Genomic DNA, 22,777 nt, shown 5'->3' with positions numbered 1-22,777 from the left:
CCATGGATCTAAAATGAGGAGAAGCCACTGCATCTCTCATATTTGCTTGCCCAAAGCAGTTGGGTTTTGGCTTTAATGTCAATCGCCTTTTGGTGCATTTGTCTGGCTGTTGCTTCTTCCCCAGGCAGCAATTTGACAAATTGCTCTTCTGTTAGAGAAGCGATCCCATGAGCAGAATCAATACTCACCCCCGACTCATTCCCCGACTCATTCCCCTCCTGGGAGGGGTTAGGGGTGGGTTGAGTTTGCGGTACTGCTAGAGAACTACTCATGGTGCTGGATTCTGACGGCGTTAGTGCATTAAGCAGCTTTTTGGCAATTTCTGGATTTGGATTTATCCGTAATAATCGCTGGTATTTTTTTAATAGCTCTAGAATTGTTTCTCGATCTAAGTTGTCCCAGTTTAAATTGTCAGCTTGACCATTGCGAAAATTAAATTGAAGGATATCAAAATCGGGGTTTTGATTGTATAAGGAATTAAGGCGAGCGTCTGATACTTTAATAGTTGTCATTTTAGTTTCCTGGTTTTTGTTAATTGAACTGTTCTAATTTAGTAATGTCTGGCTCAATTCCCCTCCGGTTCCCCTCCGGTTCCCCTCCGGTTCCCCTCCGGTTCCCCTCCTGGGAGGGGTTAGGGGTGGGTTAGTTTGATTTCGGTGCGTTACACTGTCGTTAACGCACCCTACAAGAGCGGGCGATCGCACTTTACCCACCATTCTCTTTCGTTGCCCTTAACGTTCTTTTCTTTTTTGGTTTTTTGGGTGATTCGTATCGGGTTTTTATGCGGTATTACATCCTCTACTCCTTCCTTTTTTTTTCATCCGGACTTTTTTAGGATTTTTTTTTATTTTTCTTTTTGTTTTTTATCTCGATGTTTTTTGTATACTAGATCGGGATTGGCCCTTTATCTCCTTTTTTTCACTTGAAAACCATAGCTCCTCCTTTTAGCGCGAATTTTGCATATTTACTCGCATGGCTACTGTATACTTCCTTGTAGCTCTGTTTAACTGTATGATTTATTGCTTCAAACACTAAATTATAGCCCTTTCCTCCTACCTTGGCTCTGGTTAGCTCTGCCATCTGCACTATTAACATATCTTGGATTGCTTCCTTTGCCTTCGGGTTTAGGTTTTTCATAAATTTTCTTATCTCTTTGGTTTTTTTGACTGTCTTGTACTTCTCTTGCCAGTCTAATCGCTTCGTTAGATATTCTTTCACGTACTCTCTGTCCATTTTATTCGGCAGTTCGTTGTCTAGACTTTTTGCTATCAATGCGTACTTCCTCGCTCCCAAAGCTTTCCACTCTCCACTTTGTTTCGTATTTATTATTCCCGCCACATCATTGGCTGCGTGGAGGCTTAGTGTGAACATTCCATTCCCTTCATCCAGATCTTCCGACACTATCTTTACATTGGTTTTACGCGCTTTATCAATTAGTGGTTTACTGATTTTTTTGCTTCTTGGATTTAGCTTTTTATAGTTAAGGAATTCCTTGCTTAAATTCATTATCTTTTCAGGGTCATTACTTTTTATGTAGTCAAAGAATTTCAGAGATTTAAGTTTATCAACTTTTTATTTCTTGTACCCTCCAAATACGCCGGTGCCACCAGGTTTCATTTGGGATTTATCAAATTCATTTGCTAGTGCTGATGCCTTTTTGTAGGCATCACTTGGCTCAAGTAAATTATTGGTTCCAGTTCTACTCCTCAATCCGTGTGCTTTTCCATCGTTTTTTTTCTTTACTTCTTTTGACATTCCTTGGAAATCAACCCAATGAATCGGGTTGTCTCCCACAAACCCATACAAATTCAATCCATCCACCGTCCCCGCCGGATCTGGCTTCAACCACCTTCCCAACCAAGGCGCATAATACCTCGCACCGTAATAGTAAAGCCCAGTACCATCATCCCTTTCCTTCCCGCTATAGCGATATTCCTTCAGCTTCACCTCCTGCTGATTCTTACCAGCAATAAACGCCGTTCCCCCATAGGGAAAATACTCCTCATAACTGATAATCTGAGCATCATCATCCACTTCCAAAGCCACAGAACCCAGATGATTACCCATTTGATAACGCAGCTTTCTAGTCCCTACTTGCTCAACTTCCCGTTGCCAATCGTCCTGTTCCCAATAATGGAAAATCGCCACACAGGTTTCACCATCCATTACTCTTAGGGTTTGCCGTTTCAGGATAGTTGTTTCCCCATTTTCAGTTTCATTGTGCAAACGTTTGACTTCATAATTACCCAAATAAATTTTTGATTCCTTCTGAATCACAGCACCACCATTTACCAAACGCTCCGACACCTTACGAGTTCGCATTTCCCCACTATCGTAGGTATAATAATCGCTATCATCCGGCTGTCCCTCACGTTCGATAATCCCAGCTTTAACTAAATTTTCACAGCAATTAAACGTCAAGCTCACTGTACTATTACCATTAAGCTGTTGCTGATTTCCGGAACGGTCATAAGTAATAGGTAGGGAATCAGTAAACCCATTATTACTGCTAACAGACTTTAACCGATTGGAATCCGGCATAATTTCCTGAGTCCGCGTCCAGGAATTGGATGCTATATGGGTAGTTTTAATTAAATTTCCAGCATCATCATAGGTATAATTTTCCCGATACTGTTCCAACGCATTGCGATCGCTAAGCGGAATAAACTTACTCTGCTTAAAGTCCCCATCTTGGTCATTATCTTGATGAGTCCTGGCATTAATCCCCGGATGCTGCCTGCCATTTGCCTCAATCAAACGGTATAGGGCATCATAAGTATAGTCAGACAGGGGTTCTACCTTTTGATTGTTGTAGAAAACCGTTGCATAAGTATTATCCTTGAGACGAGTAATATTCCCCACCGGGTCATAGGTATAGACGATATCCTGAATCACAGATTTGCGTTCTTTTCCGTTGCGATCGCGATTCGACCTAGTACTATACAGCTTAATTAAACGCCAAGTAGTCTCCTCGTAGCTATAAGTTGTGTTCACTCCATTGGCATAGGAAACAGCAACCCTTTGACCTTTAGCATCGTATTCAATGTCATCGATAATGGGCTGTAATGTGCCATCTGGTAATGTTACTGTCACCTTTTATAACAACCCTAAGCGATTGTAACTATTGGTCTTAATAGAACCATCTGGAGTAGTTTCAGCGATTAACTGTTGAATTGCATTAAAAGCCAATTGATGAGTATAAATTTCTTCTTCCAACTCAACCTTATCATCCCAGTTTACATAATCTTGATAATTTTTAGTTAACTGGCGACTGGTTTCGAGCATATTTCCTTGGATATCATAACCGCTATTAGTAATTAATCCAGATTGGTCGCGTAGTTGATAAAGTTGTCCCCGCAAGTTGTAGTCTGCTGCATTGGGTTGGCTTTCCCCATAAATGAAGGTTTCAACAACATTATCAGTAGCAACAGTGCCATCATTCTTGATACCTTGAGTTCTAATTTTGACCTTTCGTTGCAACTCATCATAATAAATGACCTGGTCAAAATTCCTGGGACTGCGATTCCATAAGTGGTTACCCATAGCATTATCCAGACTGAGGTTAACTCCTCCATCGGTGCTGTCTGTAACCAAAGGATTTACTGGTTCTTCTTCACTACCTACTCTCAGCCCATAGCGATATCGAAAATTATAATAAGCTGTTCCCTGAGTCAGATTAGAAGCATAGAGTCGAGGATCGATAGATTCAAGTAACCGTCCTTGAATATCATAGTTATAGTAAGACGTTAAGCCATTATCAATTTCCATAAAAGCCCGACCCAAACTATCCATTATCCTAATTACAGGAGTATCATAAAATACTGCAGCTTTATCCAAAGCATCCCTTTCATTCCGTTGCGCTTCGGTAGGATTAGTTGGATAATTTTCCAGGAAATTTTTATAGAAACTAGAATCTTTTACCGTATCATTGACATCATAATTCTTTTCTGACCAAGGCGTAAATTCAACCTTACTGAAAAATCCCTTAGCAGTCTCCGTGCGAATTACTCGTTCTAGGGGGTCGTAATATAGAGTATCAGATACCCCAAACTGATTAAGGGTTTCATTATCCACATATTCATAGGTATTGAGATAATAAGGCTCATATTGCTTAACCGGATTCCCCTTATTGTTATAAACTGTGCGACCAGACGTTAACCAGCGCTCCTCCGACTCCCCTCTTGGGAGGGGTAGGGGGTGGGTTTTTCCCCGACTGGGAGAGGCTTGAGTCATAGTCCCCCTTTTTAAGGGGGATTTAGGGGGATCTAAATCCGGTACCTGGGGAATAGATTGACTGAACTGAAACGCCAGTCCACCCTCCACCTTCACCTTACTTTGTAACTCCCTACCAAACCCATCACTATAGGAAATATTGGTTAGGATTCGAGCATTACCATTATTCGGATAATCTTCCGCAATTAAATTAACAGCATGAACCGGAACATTCCTATCCTTCCAAGCAAACAAATCGTAATAGAAATAACTAGCAGCACCCTGTAAATAATCCTGGGGATTCGCCATCAATTCTGCTAACTCAGGCAACTCCTTAACCTGATAGTCTTCCAGTGCTGCAAAACCCTGAGACTCCCCATTTTCAGTGCCATAAAACGAAGTAACCGTTACCATCCCCATGGGGTCAAACAGCACTTCAGAAATATTTTGATTAATATCCCGGATTCGCTGGGTTTGAAGCGTCTGATAATCGACCTTTTCCACCACCATCTCATTATTTAAAGCATCCGTCACCTTAACAGTAAGCAGATGATAACGGTCATAGTCGTAAGTAGTAGCATTCCCAAAGGGGTCGATTGTCGCTTGGGGTAAAAAGAATTTGTCTGCACTATTGTAAGTTTGGGTTAATCCTGGATTCCACCAATAATTCTCCTTAAGCTGATATCCCCCTTCCCTAGAAAGTAAATCCTCTAATCTTTCTTGATTTAAGGCACTGCTAAATGCTTCTTGAACCTCTTGTTTACCAAATTCAGCAACTTCAGTTTGATAGAGCAAAGCTTCCGGACTAACTTCTCCCAATGGCAAGGATTTTTGTGATTCCGGCGACCAATAATAATGACGTTGCCAAGTCAATAAATTAGAAGACTCTAAAACCTGCTCTAAATAATCATCAACTTCAGCGAAACTAAAATATTGCTCACCAGACTTTAAAGCAAGATTAGTAATTTCATAACTCTTATTTTCCAGAGTAACACCTAGTAAATTAATATCTTCTCCGGTGATATTAATAAACTGATTATCCTCACTGACAACCTTCAAACTTAATTGCTCAGGGTGTATCTTGTTCCCCTCCTCGGAGGGGTTAGGGGTGGGTTGTCTCCTTCCATAAGCCACCGTACAAGAACGAAGCACATTCCCATAGTCATCTACTTTCAAAACAAATTGATGACTAATGCGCGGATCATCAGCATTACGCTCATACTGATAGCTTAGAGTTTCCCTTGGTTCAACAAAATAAACCCCATATTTATTCTCCCCTTTAGGTTGTAATAACTTAACGTGATAATTCGTTTCAGTCACAGCATAGGGTTTATCTTCCAACTCAGAACCATCTAAACCATAAACCTCTTCCCTCAGCACCATTCCTTTTAACGTCCAGTACGCTTGACGACTGGTTTCTGCATCCACTTCCCCATGCAAATCTGCAAAGATACTATCCGGGAATTGATAAGCTTGACTATCCCCCTGGAAATACTCCTTTTCATACTGGCGAGACAAAGAATCATAACGCTGCCAAGCTCCGGTATGATACCAAGTTTTAGTTAATATGGGCGGTACATAAAAATCTGTTGTTTCCTCTCTGAGATTTTTGCCCCCTAAATCCCCCAATCCTGGGGGACTTTGAAATCCTGTTCCCCCCAAAGTTGGGGGGCTAGGGGGGCTAGATACATTTTTCTCCCCGATCAGATTTTTGCCCCCTAAATCCCCCAATCCTGGGGGACTTTGAAATCCTGTTCCCCCCAAAGTTGGGGGGCTAGGGGGGCTAGATACATTTTTCTCCCCGATCAGATTTTTGCCCCCTAAATCCCCCAATCCTGGGGGACTTTGAAATCCTGTTCCCCCCAAAGTTGGGGGGCTAGGGGGGCTAGATACATTTTTCTCCCCGATCAGATTTTTGCCCCCTAAATCCCCCAAGTTTGGGGGACTTTGAAATCTTGTTCCCCCCAAAGTTGGGGGGCTAGGGGGGCTAGATACATTTTTCTCCCCGATCAGATTTTTGCCCCCTAAATCCCCCAAGTTTGGGGGACTTTGAAATCTTGTTCCCCCCAAAGTTGGGGGGCTAGGGGGGCTAGATACATTTTTCTCCCCGATCAGATTTTTGCCCCCTAAATCCCCCAAGTTTGGGGGACTTTGAAATCTTGTTCCCCCCAAAGTTGGGGGGCTAGGGGGGCTAGATACATTTTTCTCCCCGATCAGATTTTTGCCCCCTAAATCCCCCAATCCTGGGGGACTTTGAAATCCTGTTCCCCCCAAAGTTGGGGGGCTAGGGGGGCTAGATACATTTTTCTCCCCGATCAGATTTTTGCCCCCTAAATCCCCCAAGTTTGGGGGACTTTGAAATCTTGTTCCCCCCAAAGTTGGGGGGCTAGGGGGGCTAGATACATTTTTCTCCCCGATCAGATTTTTGCCCCCTAAATCCCCCAAGTTTGGGGGACTTTGAAATCCTGTTCCCCCCAAAGTTGGGGGGCTAGGGGGGCTAGAGGTATCACCTTTCAATAAATCCTCTAACGTTTCCGCATCCCTACGCTCAACCAAACCAAAACCGCGAAACTCCCGCTCAACCCCATCATAATAACCGTGATGATAAGCATAGGAACTAACCATTTTGGAACCGGAAATCAGATCGAAACTTTCCGTCTTCTCCACCACCTGCACCGGAAACGGTAAATTAACAATCCAAGGGTTACCCTTCTTCTTATCTTCCAGGTAAAACTTAGTGGAACTGCAATAGGTAATAGTGGATTTTGACCCCAGATTGTTGTTAATCTCATTTAACAAATAGGGTTTGCGACGCTGACAAAAATCGTAACACCAGTGGCGGGGTTTTATATGGTTGTCGCTAAACACCAAACAAGTTGTACCATTGCCATATACGTCAGCAAAACGAATTTGATTTAACTGTTCCCACTTACTCGGTAAATAAATAGTTATCGGTTCACTAAAACTATTCCCACTTTGGTTAAACCAAATCTGCACCCGGTCGGAATGGACATAAATCAAGTCAGCCGTACCAGAACCATCCAAATCTGCGAGAAATAACCGTGAAGCGTCCATCTGCTTGCCAAAACGGGGAGCATGATCCAACAGCACCCGCTGACCAAACTTGCCATAACCTAAACTTGGCCAGCACTCCACCACACCATTAGTAACGCGCACCAAGTGCTGCATCCCAGTGCCAAATATATCCGTAAATTGCCAAATTTCCGACTCTGACCCCTTCCGAACCAAAGGAATGTCATTTTTCTTATTTCGACTGAATGGGCTACCAAAGCCTTCTTTACCTTTACCTGGATAAATCCAAATGCGATCGCTATCCATCCGCAAAATATCCGTCAAACCATCCCCTGTCATATCCAACAGTTGATTTTCTGGGTGGCTAAAGTCGGTGGGAAACGAAGGAAATGTCTGGAAACTCTGCCAAGTGCGATCGCTATTCGCTTCATAATAGCCAGTAGTCGTTCCCCTACTCACCACCAAATTCATTTGACCATTTCCGGTCAAATCCATCAATCGCTGAGTAGCCCCCTGGACATTGCGTTCAATGGGGAAAGCTTGGGGAGTTTGGGGTGGGCTATAGCTGACTGCGGCTCCATCCTTTCCGTTTTCCTTGGCTTCCGGCTCCCAATAAAGAGTAGTCTTTCCGTCACTGTAGAGAATTCCCGGAATACCTTCCCCATATAAATCAATCAGAGAATAATTCGGAGGTAAATCTAATCCCGGTAAAAACTCACCCTTTTCTGACAACAGAGGCTCAAAGGCGTGATTTGTTGGTTTAAATTCGGTATAGTTAAACTCCAAAGGCGGCAAACTTTTTCGTTGATATTTGCCATTATCATAGCTATAACCAACAGACTCAACCCCAGTCATCAGGCTAACTATGGGCGTTTCATCATAAGAGAAACGAGTCGCTTTAACCAAAATTGGTTCACTACCAAATTCTGCTTCAAAGCGATGGAACATCAAGATGCTGCGACACAGCCGATGGGTGCGAATTTCAAACCCAGCATGGTAAGTAGAAAAAGAATCTTGGCGATTAGTCCATGATTGAACTGGACTATAGGGGGTGTCGGAGTCTAGATTATACTCGCCATAATCAAATACCACTTCAAACAACCATTGTTCTGCCTGATTTTGCCCTTCTTGAAAGGGAGTAACATTCCCGTACTTGATTCGTTCAATATATTTATTAGCAGTTTGGCTGCGGTTGACTTCGCAAAGGTCATTTGGTACGTTATCTATATTTTCTGACTTGTATTCATAGACAACGCGATCGCCTGATGGATTAAACGTTTCTGATAGCAGCCATTCAAAGATATGACTAGGATTTTCTGGATCAAAGATTCTACTATTCTCGGTTTTGCCAAAAATACTAGTAACATTATCACTACTGACTACCCGCCAAAAATAATCCCCCTGCGGTGAAATCCACTGTTCAATCTGGGCAAATAATCCTTCCGTACGGGGACGATAAGAGATAACCGTGTATTTAATATTGTTTGCGATCGCCTCTCGCTTACCCCCTACAATCGGAACTAAATCATCTCCATTAAAAACTAGAAAAGTATCAGAGCCATCGTATTGTGGCAGTCCCTTTGACGTTTTGCAAGAAATATTCGGGATAGACAGATTGAACCCCAAACCAAAGCTTCCGTTTCCACTACCAGAACTGTAATCAACGCTAATTTTTGGCTCAAATCCTCGACAGGAGGAGGTCCCAATCGGAATAGATAGGGAAGCGGTTCCAGTGAATTCTGAAGCTTGAAATGTTTCTCCTATACCTTGGATTGCTCCTCCACCTTTGGGGAGAGAAAGCTGAGTCGCAGTGATTTGGTTTTCCATAGGGGTAAGTTTTAGAGTTTAGGCATTGTACTCTTGACCCTGATGCTGATTTTAATCTTGTCCTAAATAAATATTACAGCATTGGTGTTCTCTATAAACATGCACAAATTTCAGGCTTATACACCACAAATACCTATATTTTTATGACTATCTTTAGGTCAGCACTCTTCTTTTTTTGCTGGCGTTTATACACTAGCAATATTATCAACAGAAGTGTTCATTTCTGTAACAATACTTTACAATAATGGCTGTAGTGTTGTTAAGGAGGAGCTGGTTAGTCTAGCGTTTTCATCTGGGTTGTAAACCCACGAGTTGCTAAAAAAGGCAAGAGGCAAAAGGCAAAACGCAAGAGGGGAAAGAGATCTGGATTTTTATTCTCCAATCAAACCTAGGTTTACATCTCATTTATAAACGCTATAGATATTTTCTATTCAGTCACTCCCTACACCGAACCTCCTTGGGCGAACAACTGGCTAACCTACCCTACACCGAACGCTTTGGGCCAACAACTGGTTAACCTTGGCCAAAAGGCCACGCTACGCGAACAACTTGATAACTTGCCAACCTTGGCCAAAAGGCCACGCTACGCGAACAACTGGCTAACCTGCTAACCTTGGCCAAAAGGCCACGCTACGCGAACAACTGGCTAACCTTGGCCAAAAGGCCACGCTACGCGAACAACTTGATAACTTGCCAACCTTGGCCAAAAGGCCACGCTACGCGAACAACTTGATAACTTGCCAACCTTCAACTTTCTAACCTTCAACTTGATAACTTACCAACCTTCAACTTGCTAACCTTCAACCTACCAACCCTTACTTATATCCCATGACTTTTTCCAATCACCCAATGACGGCGGAAAAAACGAGAAAGAGCAGACTCTTTTAAGGATAAATAAATGGGACGCCCGTGGGGACAAGTGCGAGGGTTTCTAGTCTTTTTCCACTGATCTAATAACCTCTGCATTTCTGACAAGCTTAGGGGGATACCATTGCGAATTGCACTGCGGCAGGCAGTTGCTACTTGAGCGGTTTGTAAGTCTCCTCCTAAACTAAGTTCTAATAGGGCTTTGGCACAATCGTCTCGCTGACGCAACAGTTCTGGTGCATTCCGTACTGCCCACAATTCTTCTCCAAAGGGGTCAACTTCTAAACCAATGCGCTGTAGTTGCTCCACCTGGCTAGGGGATAAGTGCTGGAGAATGATGGGAGGTTCTAAGGGGACTAACTGCCAGCGATCGCATAATTCTTCATACAACACCCGTTCATGGGCAATATGCTGTTCAATTAACCAAATACCGGTGGGATGCTCTGCTACAATATACATATTATGAAGCTGAGCCATGGCTCGCAGTTGGATTAGCCCAATATCATCGGTTTTGTTATCAGTTTTGCTATCAATTTTGCTATCAGTTTTGTCAGTAATTTCTTGAGTGGCTGGTATCAGTTCAATTGAACGACTGGTGGTGTAACCTCCTCTAGCTTCCGATGTTTTGAGTAACTGTTTTACCCTGTTCGAGTGAATGGTTTCTGGGAGAGTGGCTGGGGTGATTCGCAAAGCGTGCTCGATAGCTTCAGCAACTTGCTCTTGCCAGTAAGATACCGAGTGTAAGTAAATTTCGGTCTTTGCTGGATGACGATTCCAGTCGATTTGACTCGGACAAATCCGCAGGTGCAGGAAACAAATGGGATAGCGATCGCGAGGCAAAGTTCGAGCTAATGCTGTGATCATGGTTTGTTCCAATTCATGCGATCGCACAATTCGTCCATTAGTCGCTACCTTTACCCAGTCTGGACGTCTGCGATGGCATCGATCCGGTAATCCTAACACTAGCTCCATCAAACCATTTCCGACATTTTCCTTAGTGCTTTTATCCTGTTCTTGTTCTGTTCCCGAATCCGGTATCGGTACTTCTACCGTTAGGGGCTGCAAATCACTTTCCTTTAACTGCTTGATAATTTGAGGCAGAATCTGTTGGGCAGTATGACCAGGACAAAGATTAAACCATGGACGTCCATTTTGCTCCACTTGCCAGCTCACCCTAGGATGACACAGAGCATGTTGATGAATAATGGTTTGGACAGCACGCAACTGTTGTGCCATCGCCGGTAAACCCTGGCGACGCACGGGCAACTTACCAAATAAATTAGACACTATCACAATCGTACCGGGTGCGATCGCAGCAGTTTCGATTTGACGCAGTTCACCTTGGGAATTATAGATAACTCGCCACCCCTGACTATTTCCTGAGCATCGGCTCAAAATTTCTAACTCTGCCACAGCCGCCAAACTATGCAACGCTTCCCCACGAAATCCCAAACTAGTAATCTTCCACAGATCATCACTACTAGAGATTTTGCTAGTACTGTGGGCAAAAGCCGCTCTTTGCAAATTCTTCACCTCCATCCCTGTGCCATTATCTGCCACTCGTACCCGCCATTGCTCAGTCCACAGGGAAACGGTAATCCGAGTTGCCCCAGCATCAAGGGAATTTTCTATCAGTTCTCGCACCACTGCCGCTAAAGAATCAATGACTTCCCCAGCAGCAATTAGATGGACTACGTTTTTAGGTAGGGTTTGAATAATCATTTAAGAGAATCGGGAATCGGGAATCGGGAATCGGGAATCGGGAATCGGGAACAGGGAACAGGGAACAGGGAACAGGGAATAGAGAAGAGGGAATAGGGACAAAAGATTGTGTACCTCATAAGTAGGATCAACGCTATATCGTGAATTTGCAAGTAATTTTATACCAAATACAAAGGATAACAAACAATATTACTATAAATAATGTGGTTAAACCGATTTACCTTAGTTCGATATAACCAACGTGATCCAGGAATTAAGAATTTGGAGGATCGCGTCAGTCAAAAGGAATTAAAAATTATTGGGTAAATAATTTTTAATTTATCAGCGTTTGAGCAGCCATACAATTTTCGATTATATCTCAACAATATTGAGTAGTATACTAATTCAGTAATTATGGTTATTTATCTTAACAATAAAACTGCCAGTTTATGACCTATAATTTAGAATTACTGCTATAGTATGTTGTGTATATAATCAAAAGTATTGCTGATCTAGCATAACCCTAAAAAAATATCCGAATGAGTCTGATAATTTCTAGATGAGCTACAGTCAATTTTATTCCCTCTACTCCCGATTCCCGATTCCCGATTCCCGATTCCCGATTCCCGATTCCCGATTCCCGATTCCCGATTCCCGATTCCCGATTCCCGATTCCCGATTCCCGATTCCCGATTCCCGATTCCCTACTCCCTACTCCCTACTCCCTACTCCCTAACGAAACAATGAACCAAAAACGACAAAAACCCCACTACTCAATGTGTCAGGGATTCCGTATTCCCATGGGATTTCCGGTAACCTGTTTTGAATCTGGACTCAATTACACTGCTCAACCAGAGGATAACTTTATTGTTACTTATCCCAAATGTGGCACAACTTGGGTTCAACATATTGTCTGGATGCTCAACCATGATGGCGAACCCCTACCTGTGGGCAAAGACATCAATTTAGAAGTACCTCATCTAGAAGAAGTGGGTGCTGATTTTGTAGCAGCCATGCCATCACCAAGGTTTATTAAAACTCATCTTCCTTACTCATGCACCCCTTACTGTGCTGATGCCAAGTATATCTATATTGCTCGCAATCCCTTTGATTGTGTTGTTTCTTTTTATTACCATACTAAAGGCTTTGTGAAGCACTATAATTTTGCTGAAGGAACCTTTAATGATTTTTTTAAATGCTTTATTGATGGCGAAGTTGATTGGGGCGATTATTTCGAGCATTTACTGTCTTGGTATGACCATCGCCAGGATAGCAATGTTTTGTTTATTACTTACGAAGCTATGAAAGCTGATACTCCCAACCATATTCGAGAAATTGCTAAATTTTTAGGGAGTTCATACGTAGACAAACTCAATAATGCCGAAATTTTCAATAGCATTCTTAAACACACCAGTTTTACCAGCATGAGCCAAGACCAAAGTCGTTGGTCGAGTCAGCGACCTCAAGAAATGACACCGTTTATCCGCAAAGGAGAAATCGGAGATTGGAAGAATCATTTTTCTGAGGAACAAATAGCCCGTTTATCTGATAAATTTAGAAATAAGACTGCTGGAACAGATATAGCAATGTTGTGGGCTGATTTGATTCCCAGTAAGCCGTCAGCCGTCAGCCGTCAGCCGTCAGCCTTAGGTGGGACAGGCTTCTAGCCTGTGAAGTAACGTAGCCCATAAGCTAAGAGCTGATAGCTGATAGCTGATAGCTGATAGCTGATAGCTGATAGCTGACGGCTGATAGCTGAATACTTACCTGTTCCCTACTCCCTACTCCCTACTCCCTACTCCCTAAAACCCAGAAAAAAGTACCTCAACCAATTTAAAACTGCTACACATGGACACCTACGAATATCAAGTCGGTGGTAGTTTAAAATTAAATGCCCCTAGTTATGTAGAGCGTCGAGCTGATGCTGAACTTTATAATGCCTTAATTAGGGGTGAGTTTTGTTATGTGTTCAACTCCCGACAGATGGGTAAGTCTAGCTTGCGCTTACGGATCAAGCATCGACTGCAACAGGCTGGTTTTAGCTGCGCTTCTATCGATATGACCATAATTGGTAGCGAAACTATTACTCCCCAGCAGTGGTACAAAGGATTAGTCGTTGAGTTATTAAGAAAATTTAAACTTTCCAGAAAAGTTAACTTAAAAACTTGGTGGCGTGAGCACGATGATTTATCGGAAATTCAGCGATTGAGTCAGGTGATCGAAGAAATTTTATTAGTTAACCTTAAAAGCGAAAAAAATTTTATTTTTTTCGATGAAATCGATAGCGTTATTAGCCTCAATTTTTCTACAGATGATTTTTTTGCTCTGATTCGCTCCTGCTATAACCAACGAGCAGAAAATCATGACTACAATCGCCTCACTTTTGCATTATTTGGAGTGGCTACCCCTTCAGATTTAATTTCCCAGAGAAAACGAACCCCCTTTAATATTGGTAAGGCTATTGATTTGCATGGGTTTACCCTAGAAGAAGCTCAACCCTTAGCATCAGGATTAGTAGGATTAGTAGACAATCCCCAAACTCTTCTCAAAGAGATATTGGCTTGGACAGGAGGACAACCATTTTTGACTCAAAAGCTGTGCTATCTGGTGCGGATATCAAATCAAACGGCAATTAGTGGCTCTCTGACTATTCCCCCTGGTACGGAAGCATTTTGGTTAGAGCAGCTTGTGCGCAACCAAATTATTGACAACTGGGAAGCCAATGATCAACCGGAGCATTTACGAACTTTAAGCGATCGCATTCTCAGAAATGAACAAGGGTCTAGTCGGTTATTGGCTCTTTATCAGCAAATCTTACAACAGGGAGAAATTGCTGCAGATGATACTCCTGAACAAATAGAATTACGACTAAGTGGGTTAGTTGTTAAGCAGCCTGGTCAGGAGAACAAAACTTCCCCAGTGCTAAGGGTTTATAATCGGATCTACCAGTCTATTTTTAATCAGGATTGGGTTGAGCAAAAATTAGGGAATCTGCGACCTTATAGTCAAGCCCTCAACGCTTGGTTAGCGTCCAACCGTGAAGATAATTCTCGGCTGTTGCGAGGACAAGCCTTAGCAGAAGCGTTAAACTGGAAAGCGGGCAAACGGTTGAGTGTAGTAGATGATGAATTCTTAGCTGCCTCTCAAGAATTAAGCTGGATTGAACAGCAACGGTATTTAGAAGCAGAACGGGCTAAGGAAGCAGAAGCAAGACTAGCAGAACAGAAAAAAAGTGCCAGACGACTCAAGTTCTTGCTGCTAGCAGTGGGTACAGCATTGATGGTTTCCACAGGGTTAGGGGCAACCACTTACCTCGGATATAGACGCTCAGCTATTAGCGAAATGAATGCGATCGCAAAATCCTCAGCAGCGCTCTTTGCCTCCAATCAACAATTAGACGCCCTAGTAGAAGCGATCAGAGCCAAGCAACGATTGAAAAGCTTTGGTAGAGCCGACCCCAGTACGGAAACTCAAGTAGAATCCGTGCTAAGACAAGCAGTTTATGGCACTGTTGAATATAATCGGTTAGTAAAGCATAGCCATCAGGTTTGGGCAGTTGCCATTAACCAGGATGCTAATCTAATCGCTACCGCTAGTTATGATAAGACCATCAAACTCTGGACACTGGATGGTAATTTATTATCTACCCTCAACGGTCATCAAGCTGGGGTTTACGACATTGCCATTAGCCCAGACGGGAATCTGATTGCTTCCGCTAGTGACGATAAAACCGTCAAACTCTGGAAACGGGATAGTCAGGGCAGGTTTCAATCCCAACCCGATAAAACCCTCAAGGGTCATCAAGCTGGGGTTTATGGTGTTGCCATTAGCCCCGACAGCCAGATGATTGCTTCAGGGTCTGGAGACAAAACCGTCAAACTCTGGAAAGCTGACGGTACCTTGATTACTACCCTTAAAGACCATAGCGCTATTGTTTATGGAGTGGCCATTAGCCCAGATGGTAAAACCATTGCGTCAGCGTCAGGGGACAAAACCGTTAAACTTTGGCGCTATAATGGGAAATTACTAAGGACGTTTCAGGGGCATAATGATCGCGTTTACAAAGTTGCCATCAGCCCAGATGGTCAAACCATTGCGTCAGCGTCAGGGGATAAAACCGTTAGACTCTGGGATACTGATGGCACTTTACTAAAAACTCTTCAGGGCCATAGCGATCGCGTTTACAAAGTTGCTATCAGCCCAGATGGTCAAACCATTGCGTCCGCGAGTTGGGACGGAACCGTTAACCAGTGGAGTTGGGAAGGGACATTACTCACTACCCTCAGAGGACATCAAGATTTAGTGTACGGTGTGGCCATCAGCCCAGACGGAAAAACTATTGCATCCGCGAGTTGGGATGGAACCGTTAGGCTCTGGAAACCTGATGGCATCATTCTAACCAGGCTCAGAGGGCATAGTGATTTAGTTTGGGCAGTGGCCATTAGCCCAGACGGAAAAACCATTGCATCCGCGAGTTGGGATCAGACCGTGAAACTGTGGAATAAAGATGGTAGTCTACAAAGAACCCTGACTGGCCATAGCGCTAGAGTTTCAGGAATAGCGATTAGCCCCGATGGTGAGATGATTGCCTCCGCTAGTGCCGATAACACCATCAAGCTCTGGCACAGAAACGGTAGCTTGGTAAAAACCTTAACAAATCATAGCGCCGCCGTTTTAGCAGTAGTCTTCAGCTCCGACGGTAAGATGATGGCTTCCGCTAGTGCCGATAACACCATTAAGCTTTGGAAACGGAACGGTACCTTAATTAATACCCTCAACGGCCATAGCGGACGCATTGATGGAGTAGCCTTCAGCAAAGACGGGACTCTAATTGCGTCCGCCAGTTGGGATAAAACTGTCAAGCTTTGGCAGCCAGACGGAACCTTGATTACTACCCTGAAGGGACACCATGACCGGGTTTACAGCGTTGCCATCAGTCCCGACGGTGAAACCATTGCGTCCGCGAGTTGGGACAAAACCATTAAACTCTGGAAGCGCGATGGTACCTTGATTACTACCCTCAACGGTCATCAAGCAGGAGTATTAGGAGTAGTGTTTAGCCCTGACGGTAACAGAATTGCTAGCGCTAGTTATGACAAAACCGTCAAACTCTGGAAACGGGATGGAACCCTTTTAACTACCCTGAAAGGACATAGCGATGGCGTCTTAGCCGTAGTTTTCAGCCCCAATGGTGAAATGCTCGCCTCCGCCAGTGGAGACAACACTGTTATTATATGGAATTTAGATCAAGTCCTCGATTTAGATCAGTTACTAATCTATGGTTGCAATTGGATACAAGATTATTTGAACACCAACTCGGAGGTTAATGATGTTTGTCACCCTTAACTTAGAAAATGTGGATTTTACCGATAATCAATTTTATCATCTTTGTCAAGTAAATCCAGAATTCCAGATAGAGCGCACTGCTAAGGGAGAATTAATTATCATGCCACCAGTAGGAGGAATTAGTGGAAATCAAGAAGCAGATTTGATTACTGAACTAACCATTTGGAATCGCCAAACTAAACTAGGTAAAGTTTTCAGTTCCTCCACCATGTTTAAACTACCTAACGGCGGAGATAGATCCCCTGATGCAGCTTGGGTAAAGTTAGACCGTTGGCAAGCCCTCACTCCAGAACAACAGCAAAAATTTCCCCCGATTTGCCCTGATTTTGTGATTGAATTGCGTTCACGGACAGACGCCCTTAAACCTCTACAAGACAAGATGCAAGAATACCTCAACAGTGGCTTACAACTAGGTTGGTTAATTAATCCTCAGAATCAGCAAATAGAAATATACCGTCCCAATCAACCAGTAGAAATAGTCCAATTTCCAGTTAGTTTATCTGGAGAATACATACTACCTGGATTTGTTTTGACAGTACCTATTTGAATTAAGAATTAAGAATGTAGAATTAAGAATTAAGAATTTAGAATTAAGAATTAAGAATTTAGAATTGGGAATTGGGAATTGGGAATTGGGAATTTATAATTTATAATTTATAATTTATAATTCTGCCTTCTACATTCTGCCTTCTACATTCTACATTCTGCCTTCTACATTCTGCCTTCTGACAGACAACCTTAAACCTTCAACATCCCAACCTTAAACCTTCAACCGAATAACCTTCAACATCCCAACCTTAAACCTTCAACCGAATAACCTTCAACATCCCAACCTTAAACCTTCAACATCCCAACCTTCAACCTTCAACCTCCCAACCTTCAACCTTCAACCTCCCAACCTTCAACCTTCAACCTCCCAACCTTCAACCTTCAACATCCCAACCTTCAACATTCCAACCTTCTAAATTCTACATTCTACATTCTAAATTCTACATTCTAAATTCTACATTCTAAATTCTACATTCTAAATTCTACATTCTTAATTCTACATTCTGCATTCTCCATCCCAACCTTCAACCTTCAACCTCCCAACCTTTAACAAAAAAAATAGCCGCAGAAATACTTTCCACGGCTAAAAGTTATCCTTATGACTCAACTTTGTAAACCAAACCAGACATAATCCGATTTAATCAGACCGTAAGCTATCAGTTATCAGTTATCAGTTATCAGTTATCAGCTATGAACTATTACCCAACAGCTGACCGCTGACCGCTGACCGCTGACCGCTGACCGCTGACATCAGACTTGATTTTTTTGCCAGGGGGGTAAAACCCCCCGTAAATTAGTTTAACCGATAATTAAGTACTTGGTCATCATCGTGATGAATTCCCCTGGGATGCCAGTGGGCTGAAGGGGGCTCCACTCCGAGATTTCGGCGTAACGCAGTGCATAAAGGGCATGCATGGTATTGAGTATTGCCTTACGTGATCCTTTCAAAATGTGCTTAACTGGGTATTTTTTTGGGGAAGGTTCCTGAGGAGTATTACCAGGAGTAGTCTCTTCAGTATTGTTGTTTTCGTTTGGTACAAAGTCTTCAGTCATAATTAAACTCGTGTTTGAAGTTTATAAATATAATCATAACGATTATAAATTTAGTTGTCAAGGGTTTTTATAATTTTTTTTTTGAGGGGGTATTGAAGGAAAATGTACAGAAAAGAAATTAAGAATGTAGAATGTAGAATTAAGAATGTAGAATTAAGAATTGAGAATTGAGAATTGGGAATTGGGAATTGGGAATTGGGAATCGGAAATCGGGAATCGGGAATCGGGAATCGGGAATCGGGAATCGGGAATCGGGAATAGAATAAAAATGTTAGCGATCGCGTAGCGTGACCTTCCTTCAATCGCGTAGCATCTCTTTCATAGAATGGGATTTTTTATTGGATTAACTTTACTGATATCATCGGCAACGGTAACTAAAAAAAATGAAATATATCAGATAAATTGTGATAGGTATATAAAATGAATTGTTATCACTTTTGTTCCCTGTTCCCAGATCCGCTGTTCCCTGATTTTCCTGTGTTAGACTAAATCAAAATTGGGTTTCAGGCATCTACTGGTTAATAATATATAGTTAACTGGAAGCTAATCGGTGAGTGATTCAACTAGCTTGGTCAAAATGTATGATCACACGGAGGTGATCCTTAGGTGGTTACATCTGACAGACCTTCACATGGGTATGAAAGGCTCAAAAACTCTCTGGCCAAATGTTGAGGAAATTTTCTTTAAGGATTTAGAGTACCTTTGTGAAACGGTAGGCCCAATCGATTTGGTAATGTTTACAGGCGATCTCACTCAGCGCGGCAGTGAATCGGAATTCCAACAGCTAGACAAACTCTTAGATAAGTTCTGGAAAAAGTTTGGCGAGATGGAATTTGAGCCAAAGTTTCTGGCTGTACCTGGCAACCACGACCTGGTTCGACCAGATCAGTCTGACTCCGTATTGATTAATCTCCAGGATCGGTGGGACGATCATGAATTCCAACAGGCATTTTGGGATAACAGCAAATGTCCTGAGCGACAACTTGTAGACAAGGCTTTCGATAATTATCTTCAATGGTGGCAAAATACGACCGTACCTAAGCCCGACATCTATTCAAAAGGCATACTGCCAGGAGATTTTTCAGCAACAATTGAGAAGGATGGGTTCAAACTCGGAATTTTAGGACTCAATAGCGCGTTTCTGCAACTGATGGACGGTAGACACGGTAAGCTGGCTCTAGATATGTGCCAGTTCCATGAGGCATGTAATAAAAGTCATGACCATGGGCCGTCTTGGGCACAAGACCACGATGCCTGTTTGCTACTTACCCACCACCCCCAGGATTGGCTAACCGAAGAAGCCCAAGAGCAGCTAAAAGGGGAGATTTATAGCTCGCCGGAACGATTCGCTTTACATCTGTTCGGACACATGCACCAGTCTAACTTGAGCAGCTTGGCAGAAGGTGGTGCTAATCCTCGAAGCACACTGCAAGGCTGCTCCCTGTTCGGCATTGAAGGGTGGGGGAAAGAAAAAAAGGAACGGCTCCATGGTTATTCACTATGTGAATTGAAGATCGAAGGGAACACCGCCTCCCTCCGCATCTACCCCCGTCAAGCATGGAAAAAACAGGACGGTGGACGGGAAATCGGTCGGGATCCTACCTTTAGACTGCCCAAAGGAGAGGACGGCACGAAACTGCTACCAGTGGAGTTATTGCGCGAACGACCAAACGACCCGATGGCAAGGGGAAGAAAAAAAAAAGTTAAATCCCCCCACTAACATTATCAATCGTGGCACTCCCCACTTTGTCGGTAGGGACCCTCAACTTGAGAAGCTCCATGAAGAATTTGAACAGACCGATCAATTAGTGATTTGTGCCATTGCCGGAATGGGCGGTGTTGGCAAAACCGAGTTAGCTCTACAATATGCTCTGAAAAATCAGCACAACTACCCTGGTGGGTTGTGCTGGTTCCCAGTGCGAGGCTTGGATCTCGGGACTCAAGTTATCAATTTTGCCCGTACTAAATTAGGATTAACCATTCCAGATGAACTAGAGTTCAACCAACAAGTAGAATACTGCTGGGGGCATTGGCCACAAGGAACAGCATTGATCGTGCTGGATGATGTGCCTTCTTTCAGCAACGACTACAAACAGAGAATTCAGCCCTACTTACCTCCAGCCCAACCCCGTTTCAAGGTACTGATCACCAGCCGTCAGCGTCCAGGGGCTTCTTACCGACGAATTGATTTGGATGTACTTTTGCCAAAAGCAGCATTGGAATTATTGGAATCCCTTGTTGGTAAAGAGCGCATTGAGAAAGAACTAACAGAAGCACAAGCGTTATGTGAATGGTTGGGGTATTTGCCTTTGGGTTTGGAGTTAGTCGGACGATATTTAGATATACATTCAAGTTTAACCATTGCTAAAGTTCAGAAACGTTTAGAGAAAAAGAAATTAGCAGCTAAGGCATTACTTTATCAAACAGAACAAGGGGAGATCACAGCCCAGTTGGGAGTAGCAGCAGCCTTTGAGTTATCCTGGGAAGATTTGAAAGATTGTCCAGAAGCCCAACAGTTGGGATGTCGTCTGAGTCTGTTTGCTCCTGCTCCTTTTGATTGGTCACTGGTAGAGTCTTGTGTTATCGAAACTGAAGATGAGGATGACCGGGAAGAAGAACAAGAAGAATTAGAAGAATTACGCGATCGCTTTTTAGTCAATCGTAATCTCTTACAACTGACCGAACAGCAAACCTATCGGCTCCATCAACTAATTCGAGAATTTTTCCTGACTAAGCTCGCTCAATTACCAGAGGCCGATGGCTACAAGCAAAGCTTTTGTCAGGTAATGGTGGCTAAGGCAAAAGAAATTCCCCAAACACCAACTCGTGATCAGATTACAGGAGTTACCCCCGCCATTCCTCATTTAGTCGAAGCTGCCACAGTCCTAACTGACTGGCTGAGGGATGAAGATTTACCATGGCCCTTTGTTGGCTTAGGAAGATTGTATCAGGGTCAAGGTACCTATGACCAGGCTGAACCGTGGTGGAAGCAATGTATAGAGATAACCAAAAGCCGTCTGGGTCACGACCATCCCGATGTGGCTCAAAGTCTCAACAACCTGGCAGCACTCTACCAGTCAATGGGGTGCTATGATCAAGCCGAACCCCTTTATCAACAGGCTTTGGAGCTGTATAAGCAGCGGCTGGGTCACGACCATCCCCATGTGGCTCAAAGTCTCAACAACCTGGCAGCACTCTACCAGTCAATGGGGCGCTATGACCAGGCTGAACCCCTCTATCAACAGGCTTTGGAGCTGTTTAAGCAGCGGCTGGCTCACGACCATCCCTCGGTGGCCACCAGTCTCAACAACCTGGCATTACTCTACAAGTCAATGGGGTGCTATGATCAAGCCGAACCCCTTTATCAACAGGCTTTGGAGCTGTATAAGCAGCGGCTGGGTCACGACCATCCCCATGTGGCTCAAAGTCTCAACAACCTGGCAGCACTCTACCAGTCAATGGGGTGCTATGATCAGGCTGAACCCCTCTATCAACAGGCTTTGGAGCTGTATAAGCAGCGGCTGGGTCACCACCATCCCTCGGTGGCCACCAGTCTCAACAACCTGGCATTACTCTACAAGTCAATGGGGTGCTATGAGCAAGCCGAACCCCTCTATCAACAGGCTTTGGAGCTGTATAAGCAGCGGCTGGGTCACCACCATCCCTCGGTCGCTATCAGTCTCAACAACCTGGCATTACTCTACGAGTCAATGGGGTGCTATGAGCAGGCCGAACCCCTCTTTCAACAGGCTTTGGAGATTGCAGAACGGACGTTAGGGTCAAATCATCCGAACACTGTAACCATCCGTAAGAATCTAGAAAGTTTGGGTGATCTAAAAAGGTAACAGGGAACAGAATAAAAGAATTAAGAATGTAGAATGTAGAATGTAGAATGTAGAATTGAGAATTAAGAATTAAGAATTGAGAATTGAGAATTGAGAATTGAGAATTGAGAATTGAGAATTAAGAATTAAGAATTAAGAATTGAGAATTGAGAATTGAGAATTAATAATGTAGAATTAATAATGTAGAATTAATAATGTAGAATTAATAATGTAGAATTAATAATGTATAGCAGTCGCAGTAAAGCTTAAGACATATTTCTGCTCCCTGCTCCTTGCTCCCTTTCAACCAAAATCCTCTGTCCTAAACTATACTTCGGTTGCTATAAGTTCTAAATTATGCATTC

13 protein-coding genes and 1 pseudogene are annotated in these 22,777 nt (G+C 43.2%); 6 read left to right on the top strand and 8 right to left on the bottom strand.

Annotated features, from left to right (window positions below):
* Positions 1-8: 8 nt before the first annotated feature.
* The 6 genes from F6J90_RS24575 to F6J90_RS24550 all read right to left on the bottom strand — a co-directional run bounded on the left by F6J90_RS24575 (position 9) and on the right by F6J90_RS24550 (position 11,780).
* Positions 9-512 carry a hypothetical protein gene (locus F6J90_RS24575; protein ID WP_293099418.1) on the bottom strand — a complete coding sequence of 168 codons (504 nt, stop codon included), beginning with the start codon at positions 510-512 and terminating at the stop codon, positions 9-11.
* Between the two features lie 406 nt (positions 513-918).
* Positions 919-1,506 (bottom strand): hypothetical protein, encoded by a 588-nt coding sequence (locus tag F6J90_RS24570; RefSeq protein WP_293099416.1) that lies wholly within the window; start codon positions 1,504-1,506, stop codon positions 919-921.
* A 66-nt stretch (positions 1,507-1,572) separates the two neighbouring features.
* Positions 1,573-3,093: an RHS repeat-associated core domain-containing protein gene (locus F6J90_RS24565; protein WP_293099415.1), complete on the bottom strand. Its 1,521-nt coding sequence runs from the start codon at positions 3,091-3,093 to the stop codon at positions 1,573-1,575.
* Positions 3,094-3,096: 3 nt separating this feature from the next.
* Positions 3,097-9,072 (bottom strand): SpvB/TcaC N-terminal domain-containing protein, encoded by a 5,976-nt coding sequence (locus F6J90_RS24560; protein WP_293099413.1) that lies wholly within the window; start codon positions 9,070-9,072, stop codon positions 3,097-3,099.
* Positions 9,073-9,891: 819 nt separating this feature from the next.
* Positions 9,892-11,661 (bottom strand): DNA mismatch repair endonuclease MutL, encoded by a 1,770-nt coding sequence (gene mutL, locus F6J90_RS24555; RefSeq protein WP_293099412.1) that lies wholly within the window; start codon positions 11,659-11,661, stop codon positions 9,892-9,894.
* Positions 11,658-11,780, bottom strand: coding sequence for a hypothetical protein (locus tag F6J90_RS24550; protein ID WP_293099410.1), 123 nt, complete (start codon positions 11,778-11,780; stop codon positions 11,658-11,660). Before F6J90_RS24550 ends, mutL begins: the two co-directional genes overlap by 4 nt.
* A gap of 419 nt (positions 11,781-12,199) precedes the next feature.
* On the opposite strand from F6J90_RS24550, the gene F6J90_RS24545 reads away from it, so the two are divergent.
* The 4 genes from F6J90_RS24545 to F6J90_RS24530 all read left to right on the top strand — a co-directional run bounded on the left by F6J90_RS24545 (position 12,200) and on the right by F6J90_RS24530 (position 17,533).
* A complete protein-coding gene (locus F6J90_RS24545; protein ID WP_293099408.1) occupies positions 12,200-12,376 on the top strand; it encodes a hypothetical protein in 177 nt (58 codons plus the stop codon).
* Positions 12,377-12,383: 7 nt separating this feature from the next.
* Positions 12,384-13,307 carry a sulfotransferase domain-containing protein gene (locus tag F6J90_RS24540; RefSeq protein ID WP_293099406.1) on the top strand — a complete coding sequence of 308 codons (924 nt, stop codon included), beginning with the start codon at positions 12,384-12,386 and terminating at the stop codon, positions 13,305-13,307.
* Positions 13,308-13,488: 181 nt separating this feature from the next.
* A complete protein-coding gene (locus tag F6J90_RS24535; RefSeq protein ID WP_293099404.1) occupies positions 13,489-16,986 on the top strand; it encodes an AAA-like domain-containing protein in 3,498 nt (1,165 codons plus the stop codon).
* The gene (locus F6J90_RS24530; protein WP_293099402.1) at positions 16,967-17,533 is read left to right on the top strand and encodes a Uma2 family endonuclease; all 567 of its coding nucleotides are present in this window, start codon (positions 16,967-16,969) and stop codon (positions 17,531-17,533) included. Before F6J90_RS24535 ends, F6J90_RS24530 begins: the two co-directional genes overlap by 20 nt.
* A gap of 800 nt (positions 17,534-18,333) precedes the next feature.
* On the opposite strand, the gene F6J90_RS24525 is transcribed toward F6J90_RS24530, so the two are convergent.
* Together F6J90_RS24525 and F6J90_RS24520 are read right to left on the bottom strand one after the other, a co-directional pair.
* Positions 18,334-18,588, bottom strand: a complete 255-nt coding sequence (locus F6J90_RS24525) for a hypothetical protein (protein ID WP_293099401.1) — start codon at positions 18,586-18,588, stop codon at positions 18,334-18,336.
* Between the two features lie 50 nt (positions 18,589-18,638).
* Complete coding sequence (locus F6J90_RS24520; protein WP_293099400.1) at positions 18,639-18,890, bottom strand: hypothetical protein; 252 nt, start codon at positions 18,888-18,890, stop codon at positions 18,639-18,641.
* Between the two features lie 275 nt (positions 18,891-19,165).
* On the opposite strand from F6J90_RS24520, the pseudogene F6J90_RS24515 reads away from it, so the two are divergent.
* Together F6J90_RS24515 and F6J90_RS24510 are read left to right on the top strand one after the other, a co-directional pair.
* Positions 19,166-19,954, top strand: a pseudogene (locus tag F6J90_RS24515) (metallophosphoesterase); the annotation flags it as partial.
* Between the two features lie 208 nt (positions 19,955-20,162).
* Positions 20,163-22,433 carry a tetratricopeptide repeat protein gene (locus F6J90_RS24510; RefSeq protein WP_293099399.1) on the top strand — a complete coding sequence of 757 codons (2,271 nt, stop codon included), beginning with the start codon at positions 20,163-20,165 and terminating at the stop codon, positions 22,431-22,433.
* Positions 22,434-22,777: the final 344 nt, after the last annotated feature.

The sequence above is a fragment of the Moorena sp. SIOASIH genome (genome assembly GCF_010671925.1).
Classification (GTDB): domain Bacteria; phylum Cyanobacteriota; class Cyanobacteriia; order Cyanobacteriales; family Coleofasciculaceae; genus Moorena.
This window is presented reverse-complemented; position numbering and strand designations above follow the sequence as displayed.

Coding starts and splice junctions, on each gene's coding strand:
- F6J90_RS24575 (WP_293099418.1), bottom strand. CDS start 512: ATGACAACTATTAAAGTATCAGACGCTCGCCTTAATTCCTTATACAAT.
- F6J90_RS24570 (WP_293099416.1), bottom strand. CDS start 1,506: ATGAATTTAAGCAAGGAATTCCTTAACTATAAAAAGCTAAATCCAAGA.
- F6J90_RS24560 (WP_293099413.1), bottom strand. CDS start 9,072: ATGGAAAACCAAATCACTGCGACTCAGCTTTCTCTCCCCAAAGGTGGA.
- mutL (WP_293099412.1), bottom strand. CDS start 11,661: ATGATTATTCAAACCCTACCTAAAAACGTAGTCCATCTAATTGCTGCT.
- F6J90_RS24550 (WP_293099410.1), bottom strand. CDS start 11,780: ATGAGGTACACAATCTTTTGTCCCTATTCCCTCTTCTCTATTCCCTGT.
- F6J90_RS24545 (WP_293099408.1), top strand. CDS start 12,200: ATGAGCTACAGTCAATTTTATTCCCTCTACTCCCGATTCCCGATTCCC.
- F6J90_RS24540 (WP_293099406.1), top strand. CDS start 12,384: ATGAACCAAAAACGACAAAAACCCCACTACTCAATGTGTCAGGGATTC.
- F6J90_RS24535 (WP_293099404.1), top strand. CDS start 13,489: ATGGACACCTACGAATATCAAGTCGGTGGTAGTTTAAAATTAAATGCC.
- F6J90_RS24530 (WP_293099402.1), top strand. CDS start 16,967: ATGATGTTTGTCACCCTTAACTTAGAAAATGTGGATTTTACCGATAAT.
- F6J90_RS24525 (WP_293099401.1), bottom strand. CDS start 18,588: ATGACTGAAGACTTTGTACCAAACGAAAACAACAATACTGAAGAGACT.